The organism is Streptomyces sp. NPDC058864 (assembly GCF_042742985.1).
GTDB lineage: Bacteria > Actinomycetota > Actinomycetes > Streptomycetales > Streptomycetaceae > Actinacidiphila.
Map to the genome: position 1 here is coordinate 34,141 of NZ_JBHYMQ010000032.1, position 21,169 is coordinate 55,309.

Consider the following 21,169-nt stretch of genomic DNA (forward strand, 5'->3'; position numbering starts at 1 on the left):
GGATCATGCCGTATGGACGAGTTGGGCGTCACGGCGGACCAGGGCGGCGTAGCGGCCGTCCAGGGCGAGCAGTTCGTCGTGGCTGCCGCGTTCCACGATCCGGCCGTGGTCGAGGACGACGATCTGGTCGGCGTCCCGGACGGTGGACAGGCGGTGGGCGATGGTGATGGTCGTGCGGCCCGCCGAGAGGGCGTCGATGGCATCCTGCACGGCCTGCTCGGTACGGGTGTCCAGCGCGCTGGTGGCCTCGTCGAGGATGAGGACCGGGGGGTCCCGCAGGATCGTCCGGGCGATGGCCAGCCGCTGCTTCTCGCCGCCGGAGAAGCGGTAGCCGCGCTCGCCGACGACCGTGTCGTACCCGTCGGGCAGGCCCGCGATGTGGTCGTGGATCTGCGCGGCGCGTGCGGCGGCGACGACCTCCTCGTCGGTGGCGTCGGGCTTGGCGAAGCGCAGGTTCTCCGCGACCGAGGCGTGGAAGAGGTAGGTCTCCTGCGAGACGACGCCGACCGACGCGGCGAGGGTGTCGAAGGCGAGGTCGCGGACGTCGGCGCCGTCGAGCGTGACGCGCCCTTCGGTGACGTCGTACAGCCGGGGCACGAGGTAGCTCAGGGTGCTCTTGCCGGAGCCGGTGGCGCCGACCACGGCGAGGCTGCCGCCGGCCGGGACCGTGAGGTCGATGCCGTCGAGGGTGCGCCCGGGCGACGCCGGGTCGTAGGAGAAGCCGACGTCCTCGAAGCGGATGTCCCCGCGGACGCGCGGGAGGCGTACCGGGTCGTCCTTCTCGGTGATGTCGACGGGCAGGTCGAGGTACTCGAAGATGCGCTGGAAGAGCGCGAGCGAGGTCTGCACCTGGACGCCGGTCGACAGCAGGCTGACGGTGGGCCGGAACAGGCCCTGCTGGAGCGAGACGAAGGCGACGAGCGTGCCGATCGACACGGTGCCGCCCGCTCCGTGCACGGCGATGCCGGCGACCCAGTAGATGAGGGCGGGCATGGCGGCCATGACCACGCCGATGGTGGACATGCGCCAGCGTCCGGCCATGTTGGAGCGCACCTCGAGGTCGACCAGGCGGTCGGACTCCTCCGCGAAGGAGCGGGTGAGGGAGTCGGCACGCCCCATGGTGCGGCCCAGGAGGATGCCGCTGACCGACAGCGACTCGGTCACGATGGCGGACATCGCCGCCATCTGCTTCTGGCGCTGGGTGGTGATCTTCTTGCGCTCGGTGCCGACCCGGCGGCTGATCCACACGAAGACCGGGAGCAGCAGCAGGGAGGCGATGGTCAGCCGCCAGTCCAGGGCGATCATCGCGACGACGGTGGCCACGACGCTGGTGAGGTTGGAGACCAGCGAGGTCGCGGTGGAGGTGACGGTGGCCTGCATGCCGCCGATGTCGTTGGCGATGCGGGACTGCACCTCTCCGGTGCGGGTGCGGGTGAAGAAGGCGAGCGACATGCGCTGCAGCCGCTCGTAGACGGCGGTGCGCAGGTCGTGCATGACGCGCTGGCCGACCGTGGTGGAGATCAGGGTCTGCAGGACGCCGAAGACGCTGTTGAGGACGGCGGTGGCGATCATGCCGAGGGCGAGCAGGCTCAGCAGCCCGGTGCGGCCCTGCGGGATCGCGGTGTCGAGGATCTCGCGCAGCATGAAGGGCGAGGCGACCGAGACGAGCGAGGCCGCGCCGACGAGGAGCCCCACGAGGGTGAGGCGGGCACGGTAGGGACGGAACAGCCGCAGGACGCGGCGTACGTCGGTGGGTCGGGCGGGGTCCTTGGGCGGTGGGGTCCACCGCGGGTTGTCACCGGGGTGCAAAGGGCCTCCGAAAGGTCCGGGCAGGGCAGGACGATGAGAGTGTAGTTCATTGTTACCTATACTCACAATGAACCGCATCCTGATACCCTCTGACCATGGAATCCCGCACCTCCGCCGCGGACACCGACGAGACCACCGGGCGCCTCGCCGACCAGTTGCTGTGGCTGACCCGCCGGCTGCACCGCGCACAACGGCGGCACCTGGAGCCGGTGGGCGTCACCCCGGCCCAGGCACGCATGCTCCGCACGGTCGCGCACGTCCTCAAGAGCGGGCCCGCGCCCCGGATGGCCGACCTCGCCGAACGGCTGGACGTCGTGCCGCGCGCGGTGACGAGCCTGACCGACGCCCTGGAGGAGCGGGGGCTGGTCCGCAGGGCGCCCGACCCGGCCAACCGCAGGGTGGTGCGCATCGAGCTCACCGAGGAGGGCGACGACGCCGTGCGGCGGTTGCGCCGGGCCCGCCGGGCGGCGGCCGAGGAACTGCTCGCCCCCCTGGACACGGACCAGCGCGATGCCCTGACGGCGTTGCTCGCCGCCCTGGACACCGCGCCGGGTCGCTGCTGAGGCTCCCCAGGAAGGGGTCAGGCGCGCCAGGTGTCGCCCAGGCTCACCTTGCCGCTCGCGGGGACTGTCGCCGTACGGTTGGCGCCGGACTCCCAGGTGACGTTCCCGCTGCCGTCCTTCTTGATGTACTTGTACTCGAAGGACGTTCCCGCGCCCATGGAGACGTCGAGCTTCCACACCGGGTAGGCCGCCGAGGACAGCGGCAGGGCGCTGCCGGTGTTCCAGTTGCCGAGTGCGGCGTTGTTGCCGACGACGTAGACGTTCTGGCCCCACACCGTGGTGGCGTTGACCGAGAAGGACGCACCGCTCGCGGGGGTACCGCCGCCTCCGGTACCGCAGGGGGCGCCGGCGTAAAGCGCCACCGCGTCATTGGCGCCGATGGTGGCGGTGAACCTGCCGTCCGATCCGACGGTGTAGGTGGCGCCGCCGTGCTGCACGTCGCAATAGGTGCCGGCGGGCAGTGAGGTCGTGAAGGTCTGCGTCAGCGAACCGCTTTCGTGGTTGATCGCGACGTAGCCCTTGCTGCCGCGCCCGAAGGCGATGGCGTTGTTGCCGTTGGACCACCAGTTGGTCACCGCGGTACCGGCCACCGCGTTGCGGAAGCCCACCATGCCCGCGATCTGCGGCCAGGCGTGCTGGCACTTCCAGCCGTCGCTGTAGCAGGCGTTGACGGTGCCGCCGTTGGGCGGGCCGGCGTCGTTGTCGGAGAACTCGTAGCCGGAGTAGACGTTCGGGGAGCCGTACGGCCAGGCCAGCATGTAGACGTTGGCCAGGGTGTAGGTCGCGCCGGCCTTGTAGTTGAGGGTCGAGCCGTTGCGCTCGGTATCCCAGTTGTCGACGAAGGTGCGCGAACTGCCGCTCGAGAGGTAGCCCGCGCCCCACGAGGCACCCCAGTTGCTGAGGTAGGCGAGCTTCTCGTTGCTGAAGATCCGCTTGAGGTCGTACGCGCCCTGGAAGGCGTCGACGTCACCGGTGCCGGTGTACTCACCGGGCTGCACGGCCTCCCCGGAGCCGTAGATGACCTCCTGAGCCCAGAAGACCGAGGGGTTGCTGAGCTTGGCCTTGATGGCCGCGAGGTCCGAGGCCGCCATGTGCTTGGCGGCGTCGATGCGGAATCCGTCGACGCCCAGGGCGATGAGGTTGTTCAGGTACGCCGCGATCGTCGAGCGCACGTAGTCGCTGCCGGTGTTCAGGTCCGAGAGCCCGACGAGCTCGCAGTTCTGGACGTTGTCGCGGTTGGTGTAGTCGGTGATGTTCGTCCGGCAGGAGTGGAAGTCCTGGTTCTGGTAGTACCCCGGGTAGTTGTACTTGCTGTACGACGTGCCGCCGGTGCCGGTCCCCGAGCCGGCGCTCATGTGGTTGACGACGGCGTCGGCGACGACCTTGACCCCCGCCGCGTGGCAGGTGTCGACCATGTTCTTGAACGCCGTGCTGTCGCCCAGCCGGCCCGCTATGCGGTAGCTGACCGGCTGGTACGAGGTCCACCACTGAGCGCCCTGGACGTGCTCCTGGGGCGGCGACACCTCGACATAGCCGTACCCGGCCGGCCCGAGGGTGCTGGTGCACTCCTTGGCGACCGAGGCGAACTTCCACTCGAAGAGGGTGGCGGTGACGTCCTTGCTCCCGGGCGGTGCTGCCTCGGCCGGCTGCTGTGAGACGCCGACGAGCCCGGCCGTACCGAGCAGGGCGGCCAGGCCCGCGCGCAGAAAACGCGATCTCATGGTGCGGCTCCTTCGTGTTCGGGCACAAAGGTGCCCCGAAGACAGCCACGCGCCGGGCCATCGAGTGTGGGGGCGGAATTCCCGCCCGTGGGAACTCCGGGTAGGAGACTGGCGCCACGGACGGGTAGCGTCAATACATCGCGTGGAAAAACTTTCAACTTCTTGCGGAAACAGTCTGCTTGGCTCTTGCAGCCGCCCTACCGGAGTTCCGTCACGGCATCTTGAGCGGCAGTCAGGCCGTCAGGCCGTCAGGCCGCCAGGTGCGCCCGGTCCCCCATCACCACGACCGGGTGCGACGCCGGGTCGAGCGTGCGCAGCAGGTACTCCATGTCGGCCTTGGACTGGCTGACGCAGGCCGAGGTACCGCTGCCGTGGTCCATGTGCAGCCAGATGCCGCCGCCCTTGGACTGGCCCTGCGGTCGCGTCGGGTCGAGGGGCGAGGTGCCCTTGACCCGGTTGTAGTCGATCGCGATGACGAGGTCGAAGTCGTGCCAGTGCGAACGGGACCACGACCGCGGCGCGGTGAAGGCGGAGGAGTGGTGGTACGGCAGCCGGGAGTCCGGCTCCGCCAGCACACCGCCCGCGTCCGACAGCGAGAAGACGCCCACCGGGCTCTTGTTGTCGCCCTCGTGGTGGTCGGTCGTCCAGCCGCGCTTGCCGTTGTGCCCGGACCAGGAGCGCTCGCGCTTCCACAGGTCGCCCTGCCGGGTGTACACCACGATGGTCGAGTCCGCCGAGCGGGCACCCTCCCCGTACACCGTCACGACCTGGCGGGAGTCGGCCGGGATACGGGAACGCAGCGCGGTGCCGACGCCCGGAATCCCGCGTGTGGCGGCCGCATGGGTCGCGCGCGGCGGCTGCTTCGCGGTCCGCCCCGACGTGTCCTGGTGCTCGTCGGCGCCCCCCGCGCAGCCGGCGAGCAGCACCAGCGCCGCCGCGACGACCACCGTCCCCGCCCCACGCATCACTCGAACCGCCCCGCTTCCCTGCCGTCGCGTTCCATCTTCGCACCCTTCGGTGAGGACGGGCGGGAGCGATGGGCCGTTCCGCCCGCCCCGGGAAAAAACGGGTTGAATTCGTCACACCTGTGACGCGACGCTGGCACGTCCGCTCCCACCCCCAGCACCGATGTCGGGACCTCATGTCGCTACGCGCACTTCCTCATGCCGACCCGGGTGTCCCCGACACCCGCTCCGGCTTCCGTTTCCTGCTCTGGCTGGAACGGCGCCAGATCGGCGCCCAGGTCAAGGCCGCGCTGTGGGGCACCCTCCACATGGCGGCCGTGGCCTGCCTGCCGGCAGCCGTCGGCATCGCCGTCCAGGCCGTCGTCGACGGCTCCGGAGGACGGCTCGCGCTCGCGGGCGGCCTGATCCTCGCCCTCGGCGTGGTGACCGCCGTCGGCGACACCATGCTGCACCGCACCGCCGTCACCAACTGGATCACCGCCGCCGCCCGGGTGCAGTTGCTGCTGTCGCGCAAGACCGTGGAACTTGGCTCGCTGCTCACCCGGCGGGTCGCGGCGGGCGAGGTCGTCGCGGTCAGCACCGGCGACGTCGAGAAGATCGGCTGGTTCGTCGAGGCGCTGGCCCGCTTCGCCTGCTCCCTGCTGGCGACCGCCGGCGTCACCGTCGCCCTGCTGGTGTACCGGCCCGAGCTGGGGCTGATCGTCGCCGCGGGCGTCCCCGTACTGGCCCTGTCGGTGCTGCCGTTGCTGCCGCACGCCACACGACGCGCGGACGAGCAGCGCGCCAAGGCCGGCAAGGCCACCGAACTCGCCTCCGACACCGTGGCCGGACTGCGCGTGCTGCGGGGCATCGGCGGCGAGGAGCTGTTCCTGTCCCGCTACCGGCAGGCCTCCCAGGAGGTCCGCGGCGCCGCCGTCCGCAACGCCCGGATGTGGGCGCTGATCAGCGCCGTGCAAGTGGCCCTGCCCGGGCTGCTGCTGCTCGCGGTGACCTGGTACGGCGCGCGGCTGGCGCTGGACGGACGGATCGCCGTGGGCGAACTGGTCACCGTCTACGGGACGGTGGTCTTCCTGCTGTTCCCGCTGCGGGGCTTCGAGGAGATCGCGATGGCGTACTCCTTCTCGCGGCCGTCCGCCGCGCGAGCCGCCCGGGTGCTGGCACTGCGGCGGGACAGCGCGGGCGACGACCACGGGACCGGGACGCACGGGGACCCGCCACCTGCGGGCGACCTGCACGACCCCCTGACGGGTCTGCTCGCCCCCGCCGGGGCACTGACCGCCGTGGTGTGCGGGGACCCGGACGCGGCGGGCGCGCTCGCCGACCGGCTGGGCGGACACAGCCCGGCCGGGACCGGCGGCACCCCCTCGGTGCTGCTCGGCGGGACGGCGCTCGACGACCTGCCACTCGCCGCGGCCCGTGCGGCCGTACTGGTCCAGGACAAGGACCCGGTGCTGCTGTCCGGCACGCTCACCCAACTGCTTGACGTGCCCGCCTCCGGCCACGTCACCCCGGCCGAGGCGCTCGCGGCGGCTCAGTGCGGCGACGTCCTCGACGCCCTGGCACAGGCCTCGGTGGACGCCTCCGGGGACCCGATGCGGTCCCGGATCACCGAGCGCGGACGATCCCTGTCGGGCGGCCAGCGGCAGCGGCTGGCGCTGGCCCGGTCGCTCGTCGCCGATCCGGAGGTCCTGGTGCTGGACGAGCCGACCAGTGCCGTCGACACGCACACCGAGGCCCGGATCGCGCAGGGCCTCCGGGCACTTCGCGCCGACCGGACGACGGTGGTCCTCACCTCCAGCCCGCTGCTGCTGGACCGGGCGGACCGGGTGGTGTTCGTCGAGGACGGCACGGTGCGCGCGTCGGGCACGCACCGCGAACTGCTCCGCGCCGACCTCGGCTACCGCGCCGTGGTCACCCGCGAGACCGAGCAGGAGTCCGAGGAGTCCGCACGACACGAGAAAGCCGAGGAGACCGCATGATCGGCGTGAAACCGCCGGAGTACGACCCGGCCGCGCCACGGCACGTGACGACCCTCCCGGTGGGCTCGCCCGCCACGGTACGCGGGTACGTCCGCGAGCTGGCCCGGCGGCACCGGCGCGCGTTCGCCGTGCTCATCTCGGTGAACGCCGTCGCCGTCGTCGCCTCGATGGTCGGCCCCTACCTGCTGGGCGGGCTCGTCGAGGAGCTGGCGGCGGGCCACCGCGACCTGCATCTCGGACGCACCATGGCGCTGTTCGCCGCCGCGCTCGCCGTGCAGACCGTGTTCGTCCGGGAGGTACGGCTGCGCGGCGCGGTCCTCGGCGAGCGGATGCTGGCGGACCTGCGCGAGGACTTCCTCGTACGGTCCGTGGGGCTGCCCCCCGGCGTCCTGGAGCGGGCCGGCACGGGCGACCTGCTGTCCCGCATCACCACGGACATCGACCGGCTGTCCAACGCGATGCGGGAGGCCGTCCCGCAGCTGGCGATCGCCGTGGTGTGGAGCGGCCTGCTGCTCGGCGCGCTGACCGCCACCTCGCCGCCGCTGGCGCTGGCGGTGCTGGTGGCCGTGCCGGTGCTGCTCGTGGGCTGCCGCTGGTACTTCCGGCGCGCCCCGGGGGCGTACCGCTCGGAGGCGGCAGGCTACGCGGCCGTCTCGGCGGTCCTCGCGGAGTCGGTGGACGCCGGGCGCACGATCGAGGCGCACCGGCTCGGCGACCGCCGGGAGGAGCTGTCGCGCACGCGCATCCGCCAATGGGTGGCGTGGGAGCGCTACACGATGTGGCTGCGCAGCGTGCTCTTCCCCGTGATCAACGTGACGTACACGCTCATCCTCGCCTCGGTGCTCCTCATCGGCGGAACGCTGGTGCTGCACGGCCGGGTCTCGGTGGGCGAGCTGACGACGGGCGCGCTCTACGCGCAGATGCTGGTCGACCCGATCAACCTCATCCTGCGCTGGTACGACGAGCTGCAGGTGGCGCAGGTGTCGCTGGCCCGGCTCGTCGGCGTCCGGGAGGTCGAGGGGGGCTCCGGGGACGAGCTGGTGGCGCCGGACGGCCGCGACGTCCACGCCGACGAGGTGCGCTTCGGCTACCGCGCGGGCACCGACGTGCTGCACGGGGTGAGCCTGCGGGTGCGCCCGGGGATCCGGCTGGCCCTGGTCGGACCGTCCGGGGCGGGGAAGTCGACGCTGGGGCGGCTGCTGGCCGGCATCTACAGCCCGCGGACCGGCGAGATCACCCTGGGTGGCGCCCAGCTGGCCCGGATGCCCGCGGAACGGGTCCGTGAGCACGTGGCCCTGGTCAACCAGGAGCACCACGTCTTCGTCGGCACGCTCCGCGACAACCTGCTGCTTGCCCGGGCGGGAGCGGGTGACGAGGAGCTGTGGGCGGCGCTCGCCGCGGTGGACGCCGACGGGTGGGCGCGGGCGCTCGACGACGCCCTGGACACCGAGGTCGGCTCGGGCGGCGCCGCGCTCACCCCGGCCCAGGCCCAGCAGGTGGCACTTGCACGGCTGGTCCTCGCCGACCCGCACACACTGGTGCTGGACGAGGCCACCTCGCTGCTGGACCCGCGCGCGGCGCGCCATCTGGAGAGGTCGCTGGCCCGTGTGCTGGACGGCAGGACCGTGGTGGCCATCGCGCACCGGCTGCACACCGCACACGACGCCGACCTGATCGCGGTGGTCGAGGACGGCCGGATCAGCGAGCTGGGCAGTCATCACCAGCTGGTCGAGGCGGACGGCGCGTACGCGGCGCTGTGGCGGTCCTGGCACGGATAGTGCGGACCGGCACGGCGCCGCGTCACGGCGTGGCGGTGCGGCAGGGGCTCTCAGCCGAAGAACAGGGCCCCGGCCGCGCCCACGCCGCCGATCACGAAGAAGACCGGCGTGAGCACCTTGACCTCGACCTTGCTGCCGGCGCGGAAGCGCATGAACTTGGGCGGGCCGAGCGGGTACCAGCGCCTGCGCCCGATCGGGATGGGCCACAGCACCGGGCAGCCGGACACGGTCAGGGCGTCGCCGATGCAGTGCACGATGGAGCCCAGCACAATGGGGACGCCGATCCACAGGTAGTGCTGGCCGGGCTCGGTGAACAGCCAGGCCTTGCCGCTCTCGGTGCTGTCCAGGGCGTCCGCGAGCACCCAGGCGCTGGTCGCGCCGAGCAGCCACACCAGGATGTCGCTGGAGACCCGGGCCTGCCGCCACAGCAGCCCCTCGACGGCCAGTACCGCGTGCACGAAGAGGATCACGAGCACCGCCCACCGGCCGCCCACCAGGGCCAGGCCGGAGGCCCCGGCGCCCATCAGGACCGCCCACAGCCATGTGTGGGTGAGGGTGCGGTGCCCGCCCTGGCGCACGGGGTCACCGGGCTTCCGGGTCTTCTTGTAGGTGGCGAACGACAGCTTGTCGATGATCTCGCACAGCCCGCGCGATATGGGGCCGAAGGCCCGCGAGATCGTCGCCGCCTTGTGGTCCAGGTCGGGGGCGAGAGCCGCGCCGGCGCAGATCAGCGCGCCGACCACGATGGTCGGCCACGGCATCGGATGACCGAGCCCCGCGGAAACTGCTCCCACGGACAGCCACGCCGCCGCTCCGGAGATGGAATGTGCCGGTCCCATCATGGTGTGTGTCCCGCCCTTTCGGCCCGCTCTGACAGCGGACTTGACGCCCAGTCGACGGCACACCATACCGTCGGCCGATCTTCGTGTGCGCCGCCGGTTCACCCCCCGGTCCGGGAGGCAGGCAAGATGGTGGTGTGACCCTCATCGATCAGCTGCCTTCCAAGCCCGACCCCGATGCCCTCTACGAGGCCTTCTCGTCCTGGGCGGAGGGCCGCGGCATCTCCCTCTACCCCGCCCAGGAGGAGGCGCTGATCGAGGTCGTGTCGGGGGCGAACGTCATCCTGTCGACCCCCACGGGGTCCGGAAAGAGCCTGGTCGCGGCCGGTGCGCACTTCGCGGCGCTGGCCCGGGACGAGGTCACCTTCTACACCGCGCCGATCAAGGCGCTGGTGTCGGAGAAGTTCTTCGACCTGTGCAAGCTCTTCGGCACCGAGAACGTCGGCATGCTGACCGGCGACGCCTCCGTGAACCCGGACGCGCCCGTCATCTGCTGCACGGCGGAGGTGCTGGCGTCGATAGCGCTGCGTGACGGCAAGGACGCCGACATCGGCCAGGTCGTCATGGACGAGTTCCACTTCTACGCCGAGCCCGACCGCGGCTGGGCGTGGCAGATCCCGCTGCTCGAGCTGCCGCAGGCGCAGTTCCTGCTGATGTCGGCGACGCTCGGCGACGTCTCGCGCTTCGAGAAGGACCTCACCCGCCGCACCGGCCGGCCCACGGCCGTCGTGCGCTCCGCGACGCGTCCGGTGCCGCTCTCGTACGAGTACCGGCTGACCCCGCTCACCGAGACGCTGACCGAGCTGCTGGAGACCCGGCAGGCCCCGGTCTACATCGTGCACTTCACGCAGGCGGCTGCCGTGGAGCGGGCGCAGGCGCTGATGAGCATCAACATGTGCACGCGCGCCGAGAAGGACGCCATCGCCGAGCTGATCGGGAACTTCCGTTTCACCACGACGTTCGGCCGCAACCTGTCGCGCTTCGTCCGGCACGGCATCGGGGTGCACCACGCCGGCATGCTGCCCAAGTACCGGCGTCTGGTGGAGAAGCTGGCGCAGGCGGGACTGCTGAAGGTCATCTGCGGCACGGACACCCTCGGCGTCGGCGTCAACGTGCCGATCCGCACCGTGCTCTTCACCGCCCTCACCAAGTACGACGGCAATCGCGTGCGCGTGCTGCGCTCCCGTGAGTTCCACCAGATCGCGGGCCGCGCCGGACGCGCCGGCTTCGACACCTCCGGCTTCGTGGTGGCCCAGGCGCCGGAGCACGTGATCGAGAACGAGAAGGCCCTCGCGAAGGCCGGCGACGACCCGAAGAAGCGCCGCAAGGTGGTGCGCAAGAAGGCGCCCGAGGGCTTCATCGCGTGGTCCGAGAACACCTTCGAGAAGCTGATCGCCTCCGACCCCGAGCCGCTCACCTCCCGCTTCCGGGTGACCCACGCGATGCTGCTGTCGGTCATCGCGCGCCCCGGCAACGCCTTCGACGCGATGCGGCGGCTGCTGGAGGACAACCACGAGGACCGCAGGTCCCAGCTGCGGCACATCCGGCGGGCCATCGCGATCTACCGCTCCCTGCTGGCGGGCGGGGTCGTGGAGCGGCTGGACGAGCCCGACGAGGAAGGGCGCATCGTCCGGCTGACGGTGGACCTGCAGCAGGACTTCGCGCTCAACCAGCCGCTGTCCACGTTCGCACTGGCCGCGTTCGAGCTGCTGGACCCGGAGTCCCCCTCCTACGCGCTGGACATGCTGTCGGTGATCGAGTCGACCCTCGACGACCCCCGGCAGATCATCGCCGCCCAGGAGAACAAGGCGCGCGGCGAGGCCGTCGCGGCGATGAAGGCCGACGGGGTCGAGTACGAGGAGCGGATGGAGCGGCTGCAGGACGTCTCCTACCCCAAGCCGCTGGAGGAGGTGCTGTCGCACGCCTACGGCGTCTACCGCAAGAGCCACCCGTGGGTCGGCGACCACCCGCTGTCGCCGAAGTCGGTCGTGCGTGACATGTACGAGCGGGCGATGACCTTCTCCGAGTTCGTCTCGCACTACGAACTGGCCAGGACCGAGGGCATCGTGCTGCGCTACCTGGCGGGCGCGTACAAGGCGCTGGAGCACACCGTCCCGGACGACCTGAAGTCCGAGGACCTGCAGGACCTCATCGCCTGGCTCGGCGAGCTGGTCCGCCAGGTCGACTCCAGCCTGCTCGACGAATGGGAACAGCTGGCCAACCCCGCCGAGATGACGGCCGAGCAGGCCCAGGAGCGGGCCGACCAGGTCAAGCCCGTCACGGCCAACGCGCGCGCCTTCCGGGTCCTGGTGCGCAACGCCATGTTCCGCCGGGTGGAGCTGGCCGCGCTGGAGCGGTTCGGCGAACTCGGCGAGATGGACGCCGCGTCCGGCTGGGACGCGGACACGTGGGCCGAGGCCATGGACGCCTACTGGGACGAGTACGAGGACCTGGGCACCGGGCCCGACGCGCGGGGTCCGAAGCTGCTGCAGATCGAGGAGCGTCCGGACGAGGGGCTGTGGAAGGTCCGCCAGACCTTCGCGGACCCGGAAGGCGACCACGACTGGGGCATCTCCGCCGAGATCGACCTCACCGCCTCCGACGAGGAGGGCCGCGCGGTGGTCAAGGTGACGGCGGTGGGGGCGCTGTGACCACGGGACCGGCCACCCGCACCCGCGCGAAGGAGCGCAGCCGATGACCAACCCCGCCGAGCGGCTGGTGGACCTCCTCGACCTGGAACGGATCGAGGAGAACATCTTCCGCGGGCAGAGCCCCCAGGAACGCCTCCAGCGGGTGTTCGGCGGCCAGGTGGCGGGCCAGGCGCTGGTCGCGGCCGGCCGCACGACGGACGGCAGCCGTCCGGTGCACTCCCTGCACGCGTACTTCCTGCGCCCGGGACGCCCCGGGGTGCCGATCGTGTACCAGGTGGAGCGGATCCGCGACGGCCGCTCCTTCACCACGCGGCGCGTGGTCGCGGTGCAGCAGGGCCGGACGATCTTCAACCTGACCGCCTCCTTCCATGTGCCGGAGCCCGGGTTCGAGCACCAGCTGCCGATGCGCGAGGTGCCGGACCCGGAGAGCCTGCCGAAGCTGAGCGACGAACTCCGGGAGCACCTCGGCGAACTGCCGGAGCAGTTGGAGCGGATGGCGCGGCGGCAGCCGTTCGACATCCGCTACGTGGACCGGCTGCGCTGGACCGCCGAGGAGGTCGAGGGTGCCGAGCCGCGCAGCGCGGTCTGGATGCGCGCGGTGGGCCCGCTGGGCGACGACCCTCTGGTCCACACCTGCGCCCTGACGTACGCCAGCGACATGATGCTGCTGGACGCCGTGCGTGTGCCGGTCGAACCGCTGTGGGGGCCGCGCGGATTCGACATGGCCTCGCTGGACCACGCGATGTGGTTCCACCGGCCGTTCCGTACCGATGAGTGGTTCCTCTACGACCAGGAGTCCCCCATCGCGACCGGGGCACGCGGACTGGCCCGCGGCCGCATCTACGACCGCGAGGGCCGGCTGCTGGTCTCCGTGGTCCAGGAGGGGCTTTTCCGCAAGCACGGCGCCTGAGCACCCCGACGCCGAGGTCCGGTGCCGGTGCCGGTCGGTGTCCTTCCGCCGAACGGGCCCCTCAGCGCATGCGGAAGACGGGGCCCCGCGGCGTGAACGGGAGGCTGGCGTCGTGGGGGACCAGGAAGGCGTGTTCGCGGCGTATCCGCAGGACGTCGCAGTCGCCGTCGGTGATCAGCAGGACCGGGGCCGTCCGAGGGAAGTCGGGGGCGCGTTCGAGCAGGTCGACACCGGGCTGCAGCACCGTGCCGCCGCGGCCCCTGACACGTACCTTGTGGGCTATCTCGGTCACCGGCAGGTAGCCCGCGTCGGAGGGCGCGGCATCGCAGAACACCACCCGGGCGGCGGTCACGTCGCGGGCTGTGGCGTAGGAGGCGATGGCGCCGAGTGCCTTGCCGAGCAGCATCCGGCTCATGGACGCGGAGGTGTCCAGCACCACACCGAAGGTGCAGCGGGCCATCTCCTGCGGCGGGTGGCTGCGGCCGGCCCTCGGGATGTCCGGGGTGGACGCCTGGCGCCGGGAGGGGCGGGCGAAGCTGCGCACCGCCTCGGGGCGGGGCACGTACTCGTCGAACCAGCGGGCGAGCCTGGCGTCCCAGGGGAGCGGTGGGTGGGACAGCGCGCGGATCTCCTCGACCAGCCCGGCGGGCAGGAGTCCGCGTTCGCGGCGGTGCAGCTCGAAGCCCTGGAGCAGTCCACGCCGGTAGAACTCGTCCAGGTCCACCCAGGTGGGGGCGGTCTCCCCGGGGCGCGGCAGCGGCTCGCCGAGGACGTCCCCGAGGCCCTTGCCGCGCAGCGTGGCGAGGCGGCGCAACCGCCGCTGGTCCCGGGCGATGCGGTCGTAGACCTCCTCGCTGGACAGTCCGGCCAGGGCGGGGTCGTGCAGCAGGCCCTCGGGCATCTGCCCGACGCCCATCTCCAGCAGCCAGCCGTTGATCACGTAATCGGCGGCGACGTTGAAGAGGTACGGGTCCCGGCCGCCGCGGCGTTCGCCGTGGCGCAGCGCGGCGTGCAGCATCTCGTGGGCGAGGATGAACCGCCATTCCTCGTCGTCGTACCGGCACAGGGGGTTGAGGTAGATCTCCCCGGCATCGGCGTTGACCGCCGCGACCGAGATCCGCTGGGCGCGGGCGAGTTCGGCGTCCGCGACCAGGGTCATCCCGGCCGCGATGCCGCCGAGCAGCGGGTAGGAGGAAACGAACCAGCTCAGGGCGCGTTCCCAGGGCCGCATCGGGCGCCTCGCCCCGGTGAGCTCCTCTCGGCGGCCTCCGGCGACGTCCATGGCCGCCGACATCGTGCGGGTGAGCGCGCTCGCGAAGGCGGCCGTCCAGTCCTCGGGTGCGGCCCAGGACTGTTTCCAGGGGTGGAGCACCTGGTCGGGCACCGGTCCGCCCGTGCCGCACACCGTGAAGCCGGCCGGGATGCCGTCACGGCGCCAGCGTGCGGCGAGTTGCTCCTCGTCGCCGTCCGGGAAGGCCTCGGGCAGCACGACGGGGGCCCGGCCCACCGGGAAGGTGTCAAGGAAACGGTTGACCACCGCGCAGCGGGCGGCCAGATCGAAGCGGTCGGGCTGCTCTCGCGGCCCCTTGGCGGCCGGGACGTGCCCGAAGCCGAGGTGCAGGAGGCAGTGCGCCAGCACCCACGCCCATTCCTCCGGCTCCGCACGGCGAAGGGGGTCGGCGTGCACAACGCCGTTGGAGGTCACCGCGGCCCAGCCGCCGCGCGGATGTTCCTCGCACTCCTCGCTGCGGCACAGACGGCCGTTCACGGCCGAGAGCGCGGCGAGCGCGGTGTTGCGCCGCAGCAGGTCCACGCCGGCGGCGAACGTCTCGGCCGCGGGGTCCTTGCGGGGTGCCGACCGCGCCCGGGACCGGTCACCGCGCGTGCCGCTCACCGGCGCGCCTCGACCAGCCGGGGCATGTCCCGCGCGGCCTCGAGAAGGAACCAGGCGGGCAGCACCGGGTTGTCGTCGTCGCCGTCGGCGATCACGGTCTGGGCGACCTCGACCGAGATCTCGGCCATCTGGACCAGGAGCGACTTGGCCCGGTAGGCCATCTGCCGCACGGCCGGGGACGCATGCTCCCGCTGCGCCGGCAACTCCTTGATCAGACGCCCGCGGAAGGAGTCGGCGAGGTAGTAGAGCAGGTCGCGGTCCTCGATGCGGCGGGGCCAGGAGGCGTCCCCCTTGAGAATCGCCTCGAGGCCGTACGCGTGGCGGACGATCTTGACGTAGCCGCAGAAGGCCGTGGCGTGCGCCGGTGTGAGCGTCCCATGCGCCAGCACCTTCAGCGTCTCCTCGTCCAGGGCGGGTCCGAAGGAGTGGAGCGCGTCGGAGAGCATGTGCCAGGCGCGCGGAGTGGAGAACGGCTCCTCGGTCTTGGGCGGGGCGGACCACAGGTGGTCCGGTCGGTCCGTGAGGTGGTCGGTGATCCACGGATGGATACCGGCACCCGCGGCCCAGACCAGCCAGTCCGCGGCGGAGGCCCGCAGATGGACGTGTGCGAGCCGGTTGACGAGGGCGGAGGCCATCGGCCGCGCCAGGGCGTTGTCGGTGGCCCGGTTGCCCGCACCGATGACGATGCTGCCGGGCGGCAGCTCGTACGAGCCGATGCGGCGGTCGAGGATCAGCGAGTAGAAGGCCTTCTGCACATCCGGGGTGGCCGCGTTCAGTTCGTCGAGGAAGAGGCAGTACGGCTCGTCGCGGGCGATGGTCTCCGGCGGGCAGAACCGCGAACGGCCGTCGATGATCTGCGGAACGCCGATGAGGTCCTCCGGAGCCAGCTGCGTCCCGATGAGGCTCACGCAGTCCAGCCCCAGCGAGTCGGCGAACTCCCTGACGAGGGACGACTTCCCGATGCCCGGTGCACCCCACAGGAAGACCGGGCGCACGGTGGCCAGGCTGAGCAGCAACTCGGGCACCTGGGAAGGCGAGACGGTGACAAGACCCTGCAAGCGCGGGCTCCTTGGAGATCGGGGAATGGCGGGCGCTCGACAGACACCGGCCGACCCGGGCAGTCTCACCCCTGCCACCGTCTCGTCGCACCTGCTTTTTGGGGCACATGGCCCTCCCGGAAACCGTCGGGGGAGGAGAATGCCCGGCATCGCAAAGCTGTTCTCGGTGGGAAGGGTCGGCCGCACCGTGAGCGGGCGGAACGTCGTTCTCGCCCGCGCGATCACCGTCGGGCCGGACGACAGGGTCCCGCGGACCCGCTGCGGTCACGACCTCGACAACTACCCGTTCCCTGCCGTCCGGGCCCTCGGCCCGGGACGCTTCGCCGCGGTCTGCGCCCGCAAACTTCATGCCCCCTCCTCCGCGATCGCCATCACCGCGTGGTGGTCAACGGTGTGATGGCCCGCCGCCGTCACCCCAGTCCGAAGAAGCGTCGCCAGCGGCTGCGTGGTGCGGCGGGTGGCGGCGGAGGCTCCGCAGGGGGTGGTGGGACGACCGGTCGGCCGGGAGCGGTGGCCGGGGAGGCGCGGTCGGGGTGCGGGGCGGGGCGGGCGGCGCGGGCCCTGAGCAGCGCGTCGGTGAGCGAGACCTGGGCGAAGGTGACCTCGTCGGGGTGGGAGGCGACGGTCTGGGCCTCGATCAGCTCGCGCGTCGCGTACGAGCCCGTGCTGCCGGGTGGGATCGCCGGGCACAGCCGGCGCAGGTAGGCCCGTTCACGGGCGTCCGGCACCGCGTCGGCGGCGGCTTCCGGGCCCAGCAGGGCGGACCAGGCGGCCGCTTCGCCCCAGGCGTCCGCCGCGTCCCGCACGAGTTCCTCGACGCGTCGGGCCCGCCAGCCGCGGGCGCGGTGGTCCTCGCCCTCGTCGAGGGCGTCGCGCAGCTCGGCGGGCAGCCGGCCCTCCAGCAGCGCCGGTTGGGCCCGGGCGAACCGCCGTACGTCCTCGGCGAGGTAGAGCCACACCACGGCGCGGTAGCGGTTGACGTACCAGCGGACGGGGCGGAGGAAGCCGCCCTTGGCGAGCCGGCTGAAACGCTCCCGGCTGATCCCGATCAGTGCCGCGGCCTCGATGCTGCCCACCAGTTCCAACCGCGCGCGCAGGCGGTCGGGAAATCCCTCCTCCTCCCGCAGCCGGTCCACGTCCTCCCGCACGACGCGCCGGCGTCCGCCGACGGCCGGCGCCGTGCGCACCTCACCGGTCTGCAGCGCGACCTCGAACTCCTCTGCCTCCAGGCACAGTTCCTGCCGGGCGCGCTGCATGCCCAGTGCCTCGCGGGCGGCGGTCTCCTTGACAGCCATGCCACTCCCCCTGACCTTCCGTAGCGACTCATCACTTACAGTCATGACGATAGGTCCTCACGGCGACATCCGCCGGAGCCTGTGGATAACTCCGCGTCACGCCCCGTGGTCGTACACGGTCACCGGGATCCCACGGCCCGCGAGCCGTTCCTCGATCGACGGCTCGACCCGCTCCCACCGACCGCCCGCGAGCCCGCACCCAATGCGCGGCATGTGCACGGAAGCACCGAGCTCGGCCGCTTTCTGCGCCACCAGGGCCAGTCCGGCGTCGATCGCCTCGTACCTCACGGGTACGCCCTTGCTGCCCCTGCGGATGCCGCGCTGCCCGACGAGATTGGCCACCCAGATCCATTCGTTGACCCGGACGAACTGGACGGCGCCCAGGCCGAAGTCGTTCCCGGCGCGCTCACGGTGCCACCGCCGGTACGCGGCCTCGGGCTCCGGCCAGCGGCGGGAGAGCGCGATGACGAAACCCTTGCCCCAGCCGCCCACGTCGTTGCAGACGTGGACGATCAGCTTGACGCCCTTGCCCTGCGGCGCGGTGGCGTCCCCCCGGACATACGTGATCCCCTCCATGGGGTCACCGTACGTCCGGGGTCCGACAACGCCGCCGAAGCAGCCACCCTCACAGGGCGCGCAGGCCGTCGATGACGTCCTTGAGCAGCCCCACGTCGGGCAGTTCGGCCGGCGGCACGGGCCGGATGGCCCGCAGATGGCCGTCCCGGAGGAGGTCCCCGAGCAGCACACGGACGACGCCGAGCGCGAGATCGGCCTCCGAAGCCAGTTCGGCCACGGTGAGCGGACCGTCCCGGCACAGGTCCAGGAGGGCCAGGTGCTCCTCGTCGAGGTCGTCGTCCGAGGCCGCACCGACGGCCGGGACCATGACGGCGATCAGGTCGACGTCACCGTCGGAGTCCGGCCGGGTGCGACCGCCGGTGATGGTGTAGGCGCGCACCATCGGACCGGCCTCGTCGTCATACCAGAGCGCGCCCTCGTCTCCCGGCGGGCTCGGGTTCATGCTTCATCACTCCCCCGGTGCCGCCGCGTCGTGCCGGCGCGGTGTGACACCGAGGTGTTCACCGACCCGGTGGACCATGAGGGTCATCTCGTAGGCGATCTGCCCGACGTCGGCCTGCACACCGCTGAGAACCGAGAGGCAACTGCCCTCGCCCGCGGCAGTGACGAACAGGAAGCCGTCGTCGAACTCGACCATCGTCTGGCGTACGCCGCCGGCGTCGAAGTGCCGCCCCGCGCCCTTGGCGAGGCTGTGGAACCCGGACGAGACGGCGGCCAGGTGCTCGGCCGTGGCACGGTCCAGACTGGTGCTCGCCCCGGTCACCAGACCGTCGCCGGAGAGCACCAGCGCGTGCCTGACGTGCGGCACCCGCTCCGTCAGATCGTCCATCAGCCACGTGAGTCCACTGCTCACCGTCATCCCCCGATCTCCCCGGTCTCCGCTGTTCCCTGTGGTGCTGCGGCGTCCCTGCCGCGGGCCAGGCCGCGGGCGAACGCCGTGATGGTGGAACGAGCCTCTTCCGGAGATCGTTCCCTTTCGTCTCCCCCACCGGGCGGCTCCGCCGGGCTCTGGTGCACCCCGTCGTCCCTCAGTTGAGCTACGAGACTGGCCTGCCGCTGCCGCTTCGGCAACCCTGTCACCGTGCGGCCTTCCTCGCGCGGCCGGGTCGGTCCGCGCCGTGCCCTCGGTGTGCGCGGCGCCGCGTCCGCGCGGTCCGGCCCCGGCGGTTCGGGCACGGCCCGTGGACGGAGCACGTGCTCGCCGGTCTCGACGTCGTCGCCCGAGGCGTCCACGAGCACCGACTGCGGGACGAAGACCACCGCGACCGTGCCGTCGAACCGCCCTCGGCGCAGGGTGACGCGCACTCCCTGCCGCGCGGCGAGCCGCCCGACGGTGAACAGGCCCAGGCGGTCGGTCTCGGGGAGCTCCGTTCCTGCGCCGGCCTCGCCGAGTTCGTTGTTGGCCGCGGCGAGCCGCTCGGTGCTCATGCCCAGGCCGCGGTCCTCGACCTCCAGGACGTAGCCGCCGGCGACGACCTCGCCGCGCACCTCGACCTTGGTGTCGGGCGGCGAGAAGGCGGTGGCATTGTCGATGAGTTCCGCCAGCAGGTGCAGCACATCGGCGACCGCGGAGCCGGTCAGGGCCACCCGTGGAATGCGCCGGACGGTCACCCGCTGGTAGTGCTCCACCTCGCCGACCGCGGCGCGCGCCACCTCCGCGAGCCGGACCGGGCGGCGCCAGGCCCGCCCCGGTGCGTTGCCGGAGAGGATCAGCAGGCCCTCGGCGTGCCGGCGCATGCGGACGGCGATGTGGTCGACGCGGAAGAGGTCGTCCAGGTCCTCCGGGTCACCGGAGCGGCGTTCCATGCCGTCGAGCAGCGTCAGCTGACGGTGCAGCAGGACCTGGCTGCGGCGGGCCAGGTTGGTGAAGACGGCGGAGACTCCGCGGCGCAGCTTCTCCTGGTCGACGGCCGCCTGGACGGCGGCGCGCTGGGCGTTGTTGAAGGCCCGGCCGACCTGTCCGATCTCGTCGGCGCCGAAGCGCAGGTCGGGTGCGGCCCGGGCGACGGCGTCGTCGTCGAGTTCCTCGCCGGCGCGCAGCCTGCGCAGCACCTCCGGAAGGCGCTTCCCTGACAGTTCCAGGGCCTGGTTGCGCAGCAGCGTGAGCCGGCGGGCGATGCCCCGCCCGATGAGCAGGGAGATGACGACCGACAGGACGACGAGGAACAGTCCCGCGAGGCTGACGGCGCCGGTCCGCACGAGCACGTCCATGCCGTCGTCCCGCGCCTGCTCGCCCACCCTGGCGGCGGCGGCGATGTTGATGTCGCTGAGTTCGGTGAGCGCCCTGTCGGCGTTCTGCCGCCAGCGGTCCCGGGAGACGACGAGGCCGACGTCCTTGGCACCCGCCGAACGCGCCGCGGTCTCCATGGAGTCCAGCGTCCAGGCGACGCTGCCGCCCTCGAACTCGTCGAGCCTCTCCTTGGCGGCCTTGGTCAGTTCCGGGTCGACGATGGAGTGCAGCAGCTTGCGTCCGTCGATGGTGCCGATGAACTCGCGGTACTGACTGGCCGTCATCGGCGGGCCGACCTGCGCCGCGGTGAGCATGGCGTCCTCACGGGACAGCAGTTCCCTGGCGCGTACGAGGTCGATGACGAATCCGCCCTGCCGGGCCACCTCGCCGCTCTGGAGCGCGGCGAGCGATCCGCGCAGCCGGAAGATGGGGTCGATCACAGCCGAGTAGCGGTGGAGGGTCATCGACCAGCCGACGTCGCGCTGCCTGACGTCCTCGCGCAGCGGCTCCAGGTCCTTGGCGGCGGTGATCAGCTCGCTGAGCCGCTGCCGCTGGGCGAGGTCCAGTTCGGTGCCCTGTGCCTGCTCGCGCGCGTGCTCCCGGACGACGTCGAGCAGCCGGTCGGTGGTGCGCTCGGCGCTCTCCAGCTCGGCGCCGCCGGTCTCACCGTCGGACGCCACATAGGCGATGGCGACGCGGCGCTCGACCTGCAGGGCCCGACCGAGGTCGTCCGCGGGCGTTCCGTAGTAGCGGTAGGTGTCGGCGATCCCCATGAGGGCGAAGGCCCCGCGCACCGAGGTGAGGGTGCTGTATGTCCACAGACCCGCCAGCGAGATCAGCGGCACCAGGAGAAGTACCACCAGTTGCGTGCGGATGGTGCGGGGGCGCAGGCGCATGCGTG

17 protein-coding genes are annotated in these 21,169 nt (G+C 71.9%); 6 read left to right on the top strand and 11 right to left on the bottom strand.

Annotated elements, in window-relative coordinates:
• Nucleotides 1-3 precede the first annotated feature (3 nt).
• Nucleotides 4-1,809 carry an ABC transporter ATP-binding protein gene (locus tag ACFW3D_RS23560; RefSeq protein ID WP_500506695.1) on the bottom strand — a complete coding sequence of 602 codons (1,806 nt, stop codon included), beginning with the start codon at nt 1,807-1,809 and terminating at the stop codon, nt 4-6.
• Nucleotides 1,810-1,904: 95 nt separating this feature from the next.
• Between ACFW3D_RS23560 and ACFW3D_RS23565 the strand changes: the two genes are divergently transcribed.
• Nucleotides 1,905-2,372 carry a MarR family winged helix-turn-helix transcriptional regulator gene (locus ACFW3D_RS23565; protein ID WP_500506697.1) on the top strand — a complete coding sequence of 156 codons (468 nt, stop codon included), beginning with the start codon at nt 1,905-1,907 and terminating at the stop codon, nt 2,370-2,372.
• 17 nt (nt 2,373-2,389) lie between these two features.
• Here the strand turns inward: ACFW3D_RS23565 and ACFW3D_RS23570 are convergent, their stop codons facing one another.
• Both ACFW3D_RS23570 and ACFW3D_RS23575 read right to left on the bottom strand, forming a co-directional pair.
• Nucleotides 2,390-4,093 carry a carbohydrate-binding module family 20 domain-containing protein gene (locus ACFW3D_RS23570; RefSeq protein ID WP_500506699.1) on the bottom strand — a complete coding sequence of 568 codons (1,704 nt, stop codon included), beginning with the start codon at nt 4,091-4,093 and terminating at the stop codon, nt 2,390-2,392.
• A gap of 248 nt (nt 4,094-4,341) precedes the next feature.
• Entirely contained in the window at nt 4,342-5,058 is a 717-nt protein-coding gene (locus ACFW3D_RS23575) for a L,D-transpeptidase family protein (protein ID WP_500506701.1), read from the bottom strand.
• A gap of 176 nt (nt 5,059-5,234) precedes the next feature.
• Between ACFW3D_RS23575 and ACFW3D_RS23580 the strand changes: the two genes are divergently transcribed.
• Together ACFW3D_RS23580 and ACFW3D_RS23585 are read left to right on the top strand one after the other, a co-directional pair.
• Nucleotides 5,235-7,037: an ABC transporter transmembrane domain-containing protein gene (locus tag ACFW3D_RS23580; protein ID WP_500506703.1), complete on the top strand. Its 1,803-nt coding sequence runs from the start codon at nt 5,235-5,237 to the stop codon at nt 7,035-7,037.
• Complete coding sequence (locus ACFW3D_RS23585; RefSeq protein WP_500506705.1) at nt 7,034-8,815, top strand: ABC transporter ATP-binding protein; 1,782 nt, start codon at nt 7,034-7,036, stop codon at nt 8,813-8,815. The genes ACFW3D_RS23580 and ACFW3D_RS23585 overlap by 4 nt, the downstream gene beginning before the upstream one ends.
• 50 nt (nt 8,816-8,865) lie before the next feature.
• Here the strand turns inward: ACFW3D_RS23585 and ACFW3D_RS23590 are convergent, their stop codons facing one another.
• Entirely contained in the window at nt 8,866-9,657 is a 792-nt protein-coding gene (locus tag ACFW3D_RS23590) for a metal-dependent hydrolase (protein WP_500506707.1), read from the bottom strand.
• Between the two features lie 134 nt (nt 9,658-9,791).
• Here ACFW3D_RS23590 and ACFW3D_RS23595 point away from each other — a divergent pair, with 134 nt between their 5' ends.
• Both ACFW3D_RS23595 and ACFW3D_RS23600 read left to right on the top strand, forming a co-directional pair.
• Entirely contained in the window at nt 9,792-12,305 is a 2,514-nt protein-coding gene (locus ACFW3D_RS23595) for a DEAD/DEAH box helicase (protein WP_500506709.1), read from the top strand.
• A gap of 43 nt (nt 12,306-12,348) precedes the next feature.
• Nucleotides 12,349-13,215: an acyl-CoA thioesterase gene (locus ACFW3D_RS23600; RefSeq protein WP_500506711.1), complete on the top strand. Its 867-nt coding sequence runs from the start codon at nt 12,349-12,351 to the stop codon at nt 13,213-13,215.
• Nucleotides 13,216-13,276: 61 nt separating this feature from the next.
• Here ACFW3D_RS23600 and ACFW3D_RS23605 read toward each other — a convergent pair whose 3' ends face one another.
• The gene (locus ACFW3D_RS23605) at nt 13,277-15,109 is read right to left on the bottom strand and encodes a vWA domain-containing protein (RefSeq protein WP_500506713.1); all 1,833 of its coding nucleotides are present in this window, start codon (nt 15,107-15,109) and stop codon (nt 13,277-13,279) included.
• Nucleotides 15,106-16,167, bottom strand: a complete 1,062-nt coding sequence (locus ACFW3D_RS23610) for an ATP-binding protein (RefSeq protein ID WP_500506715.1) — start codon at nt 16,165-16,167, stop codon at nt 15,106-15,108. The genes ACFW3D_RS23605 and ACFW3D_RS23610 overlap by 4 nt, the downstream gene beginning before the upstream one ends.
• A gap of 139 nt (nt 16,168-16,306) precedes the next feature.
• Here ACFW3D_RS23610 and ACFW3D_RS23615 point away from each other — a divergent pair, with 139 nt between their 5' ends.
• Nucleotides 16,307-16,564, top strand: coding sequence for a hypothetical protein (locus tag ACFW3D_RS23615; RefSeq protein ID WP_500506718.1), 258 nt, complete (start codon nt 16,307-16,309; stop codon nt 16,562-16,564).
• A 13-nt stretch (nt 16,565-16,577) separates the two neighbouring features.
• Here the strand turns inward: ACFW3D_RS23615 and ACFW3D_RS23620 are convergent, their stop codons facing one another.
• The 5 genes from ACFW3D_RS23620 to ACFW3D_RS23640 form a co-directional block, all read right to left on the bottom strand.
• Entirely contained in the window at nt 16,578-17,462 is an 885-nt protein-coding gene (locus ACFW3D_RS23620) for a DUF6397 family protein (RefSeq protein ID WP_500506720.1), read from the bottom strand.
• Between the two features lie 96 nt (nt 17,463-17,558).
• Nucleotides 17,559-18,038, bottom strand: a complete 480-nt coding sequence (locus ACFW3D_RS23625) for a macro domain-containing protein (RefSeq protein WP_500506722.1) — start codon at nt 18,036-18,038, stop codon at nt 17,559-17,561.
• A gap of 49 nt (nt 18,039-18,087) precedes the next feature.
• Complete coding sequence (locus ACFW3D_RS23630) at nt 18,088-18,480, bottom strand: DUF742 domain-containing protein (protein WP_500506724.1); 393 nt, start codon at nt 18,478-18,480, stop codon at nt 18,088-18,090.
• Between the two features lie 6 nt (nt 18,481-18,486).
• On the bottom strand, nt 18,487-18,897 hold the full coding sequence (locus tag ACFW3D_RS23635; RefSeq protein WP_018562311.1) for a roadblock/LC7 domain-containing protein: 411 nt from the start codon (nt 18,895-18,897) through the stop codon (nt 18,487-18,489).
• On the bottom strand, nt 18,894-21,164 hold the full coding sequence (locus ACFW3D_RS23640; protein WP_500506726.1) for a sensor histidine kinase: 2,271 nt from the start codon (nt 21,162-21,164) through the stop codon (nt 18,894-18,896). The genes ACFW3D_RS23635 and ACFW3D_RS23640 overlap by 4 nt, the downstream gene beginning before the upstream one ends.
• Between the last annotated feature and the right edge of the window lie 5 nt (nt 21,165-21,169).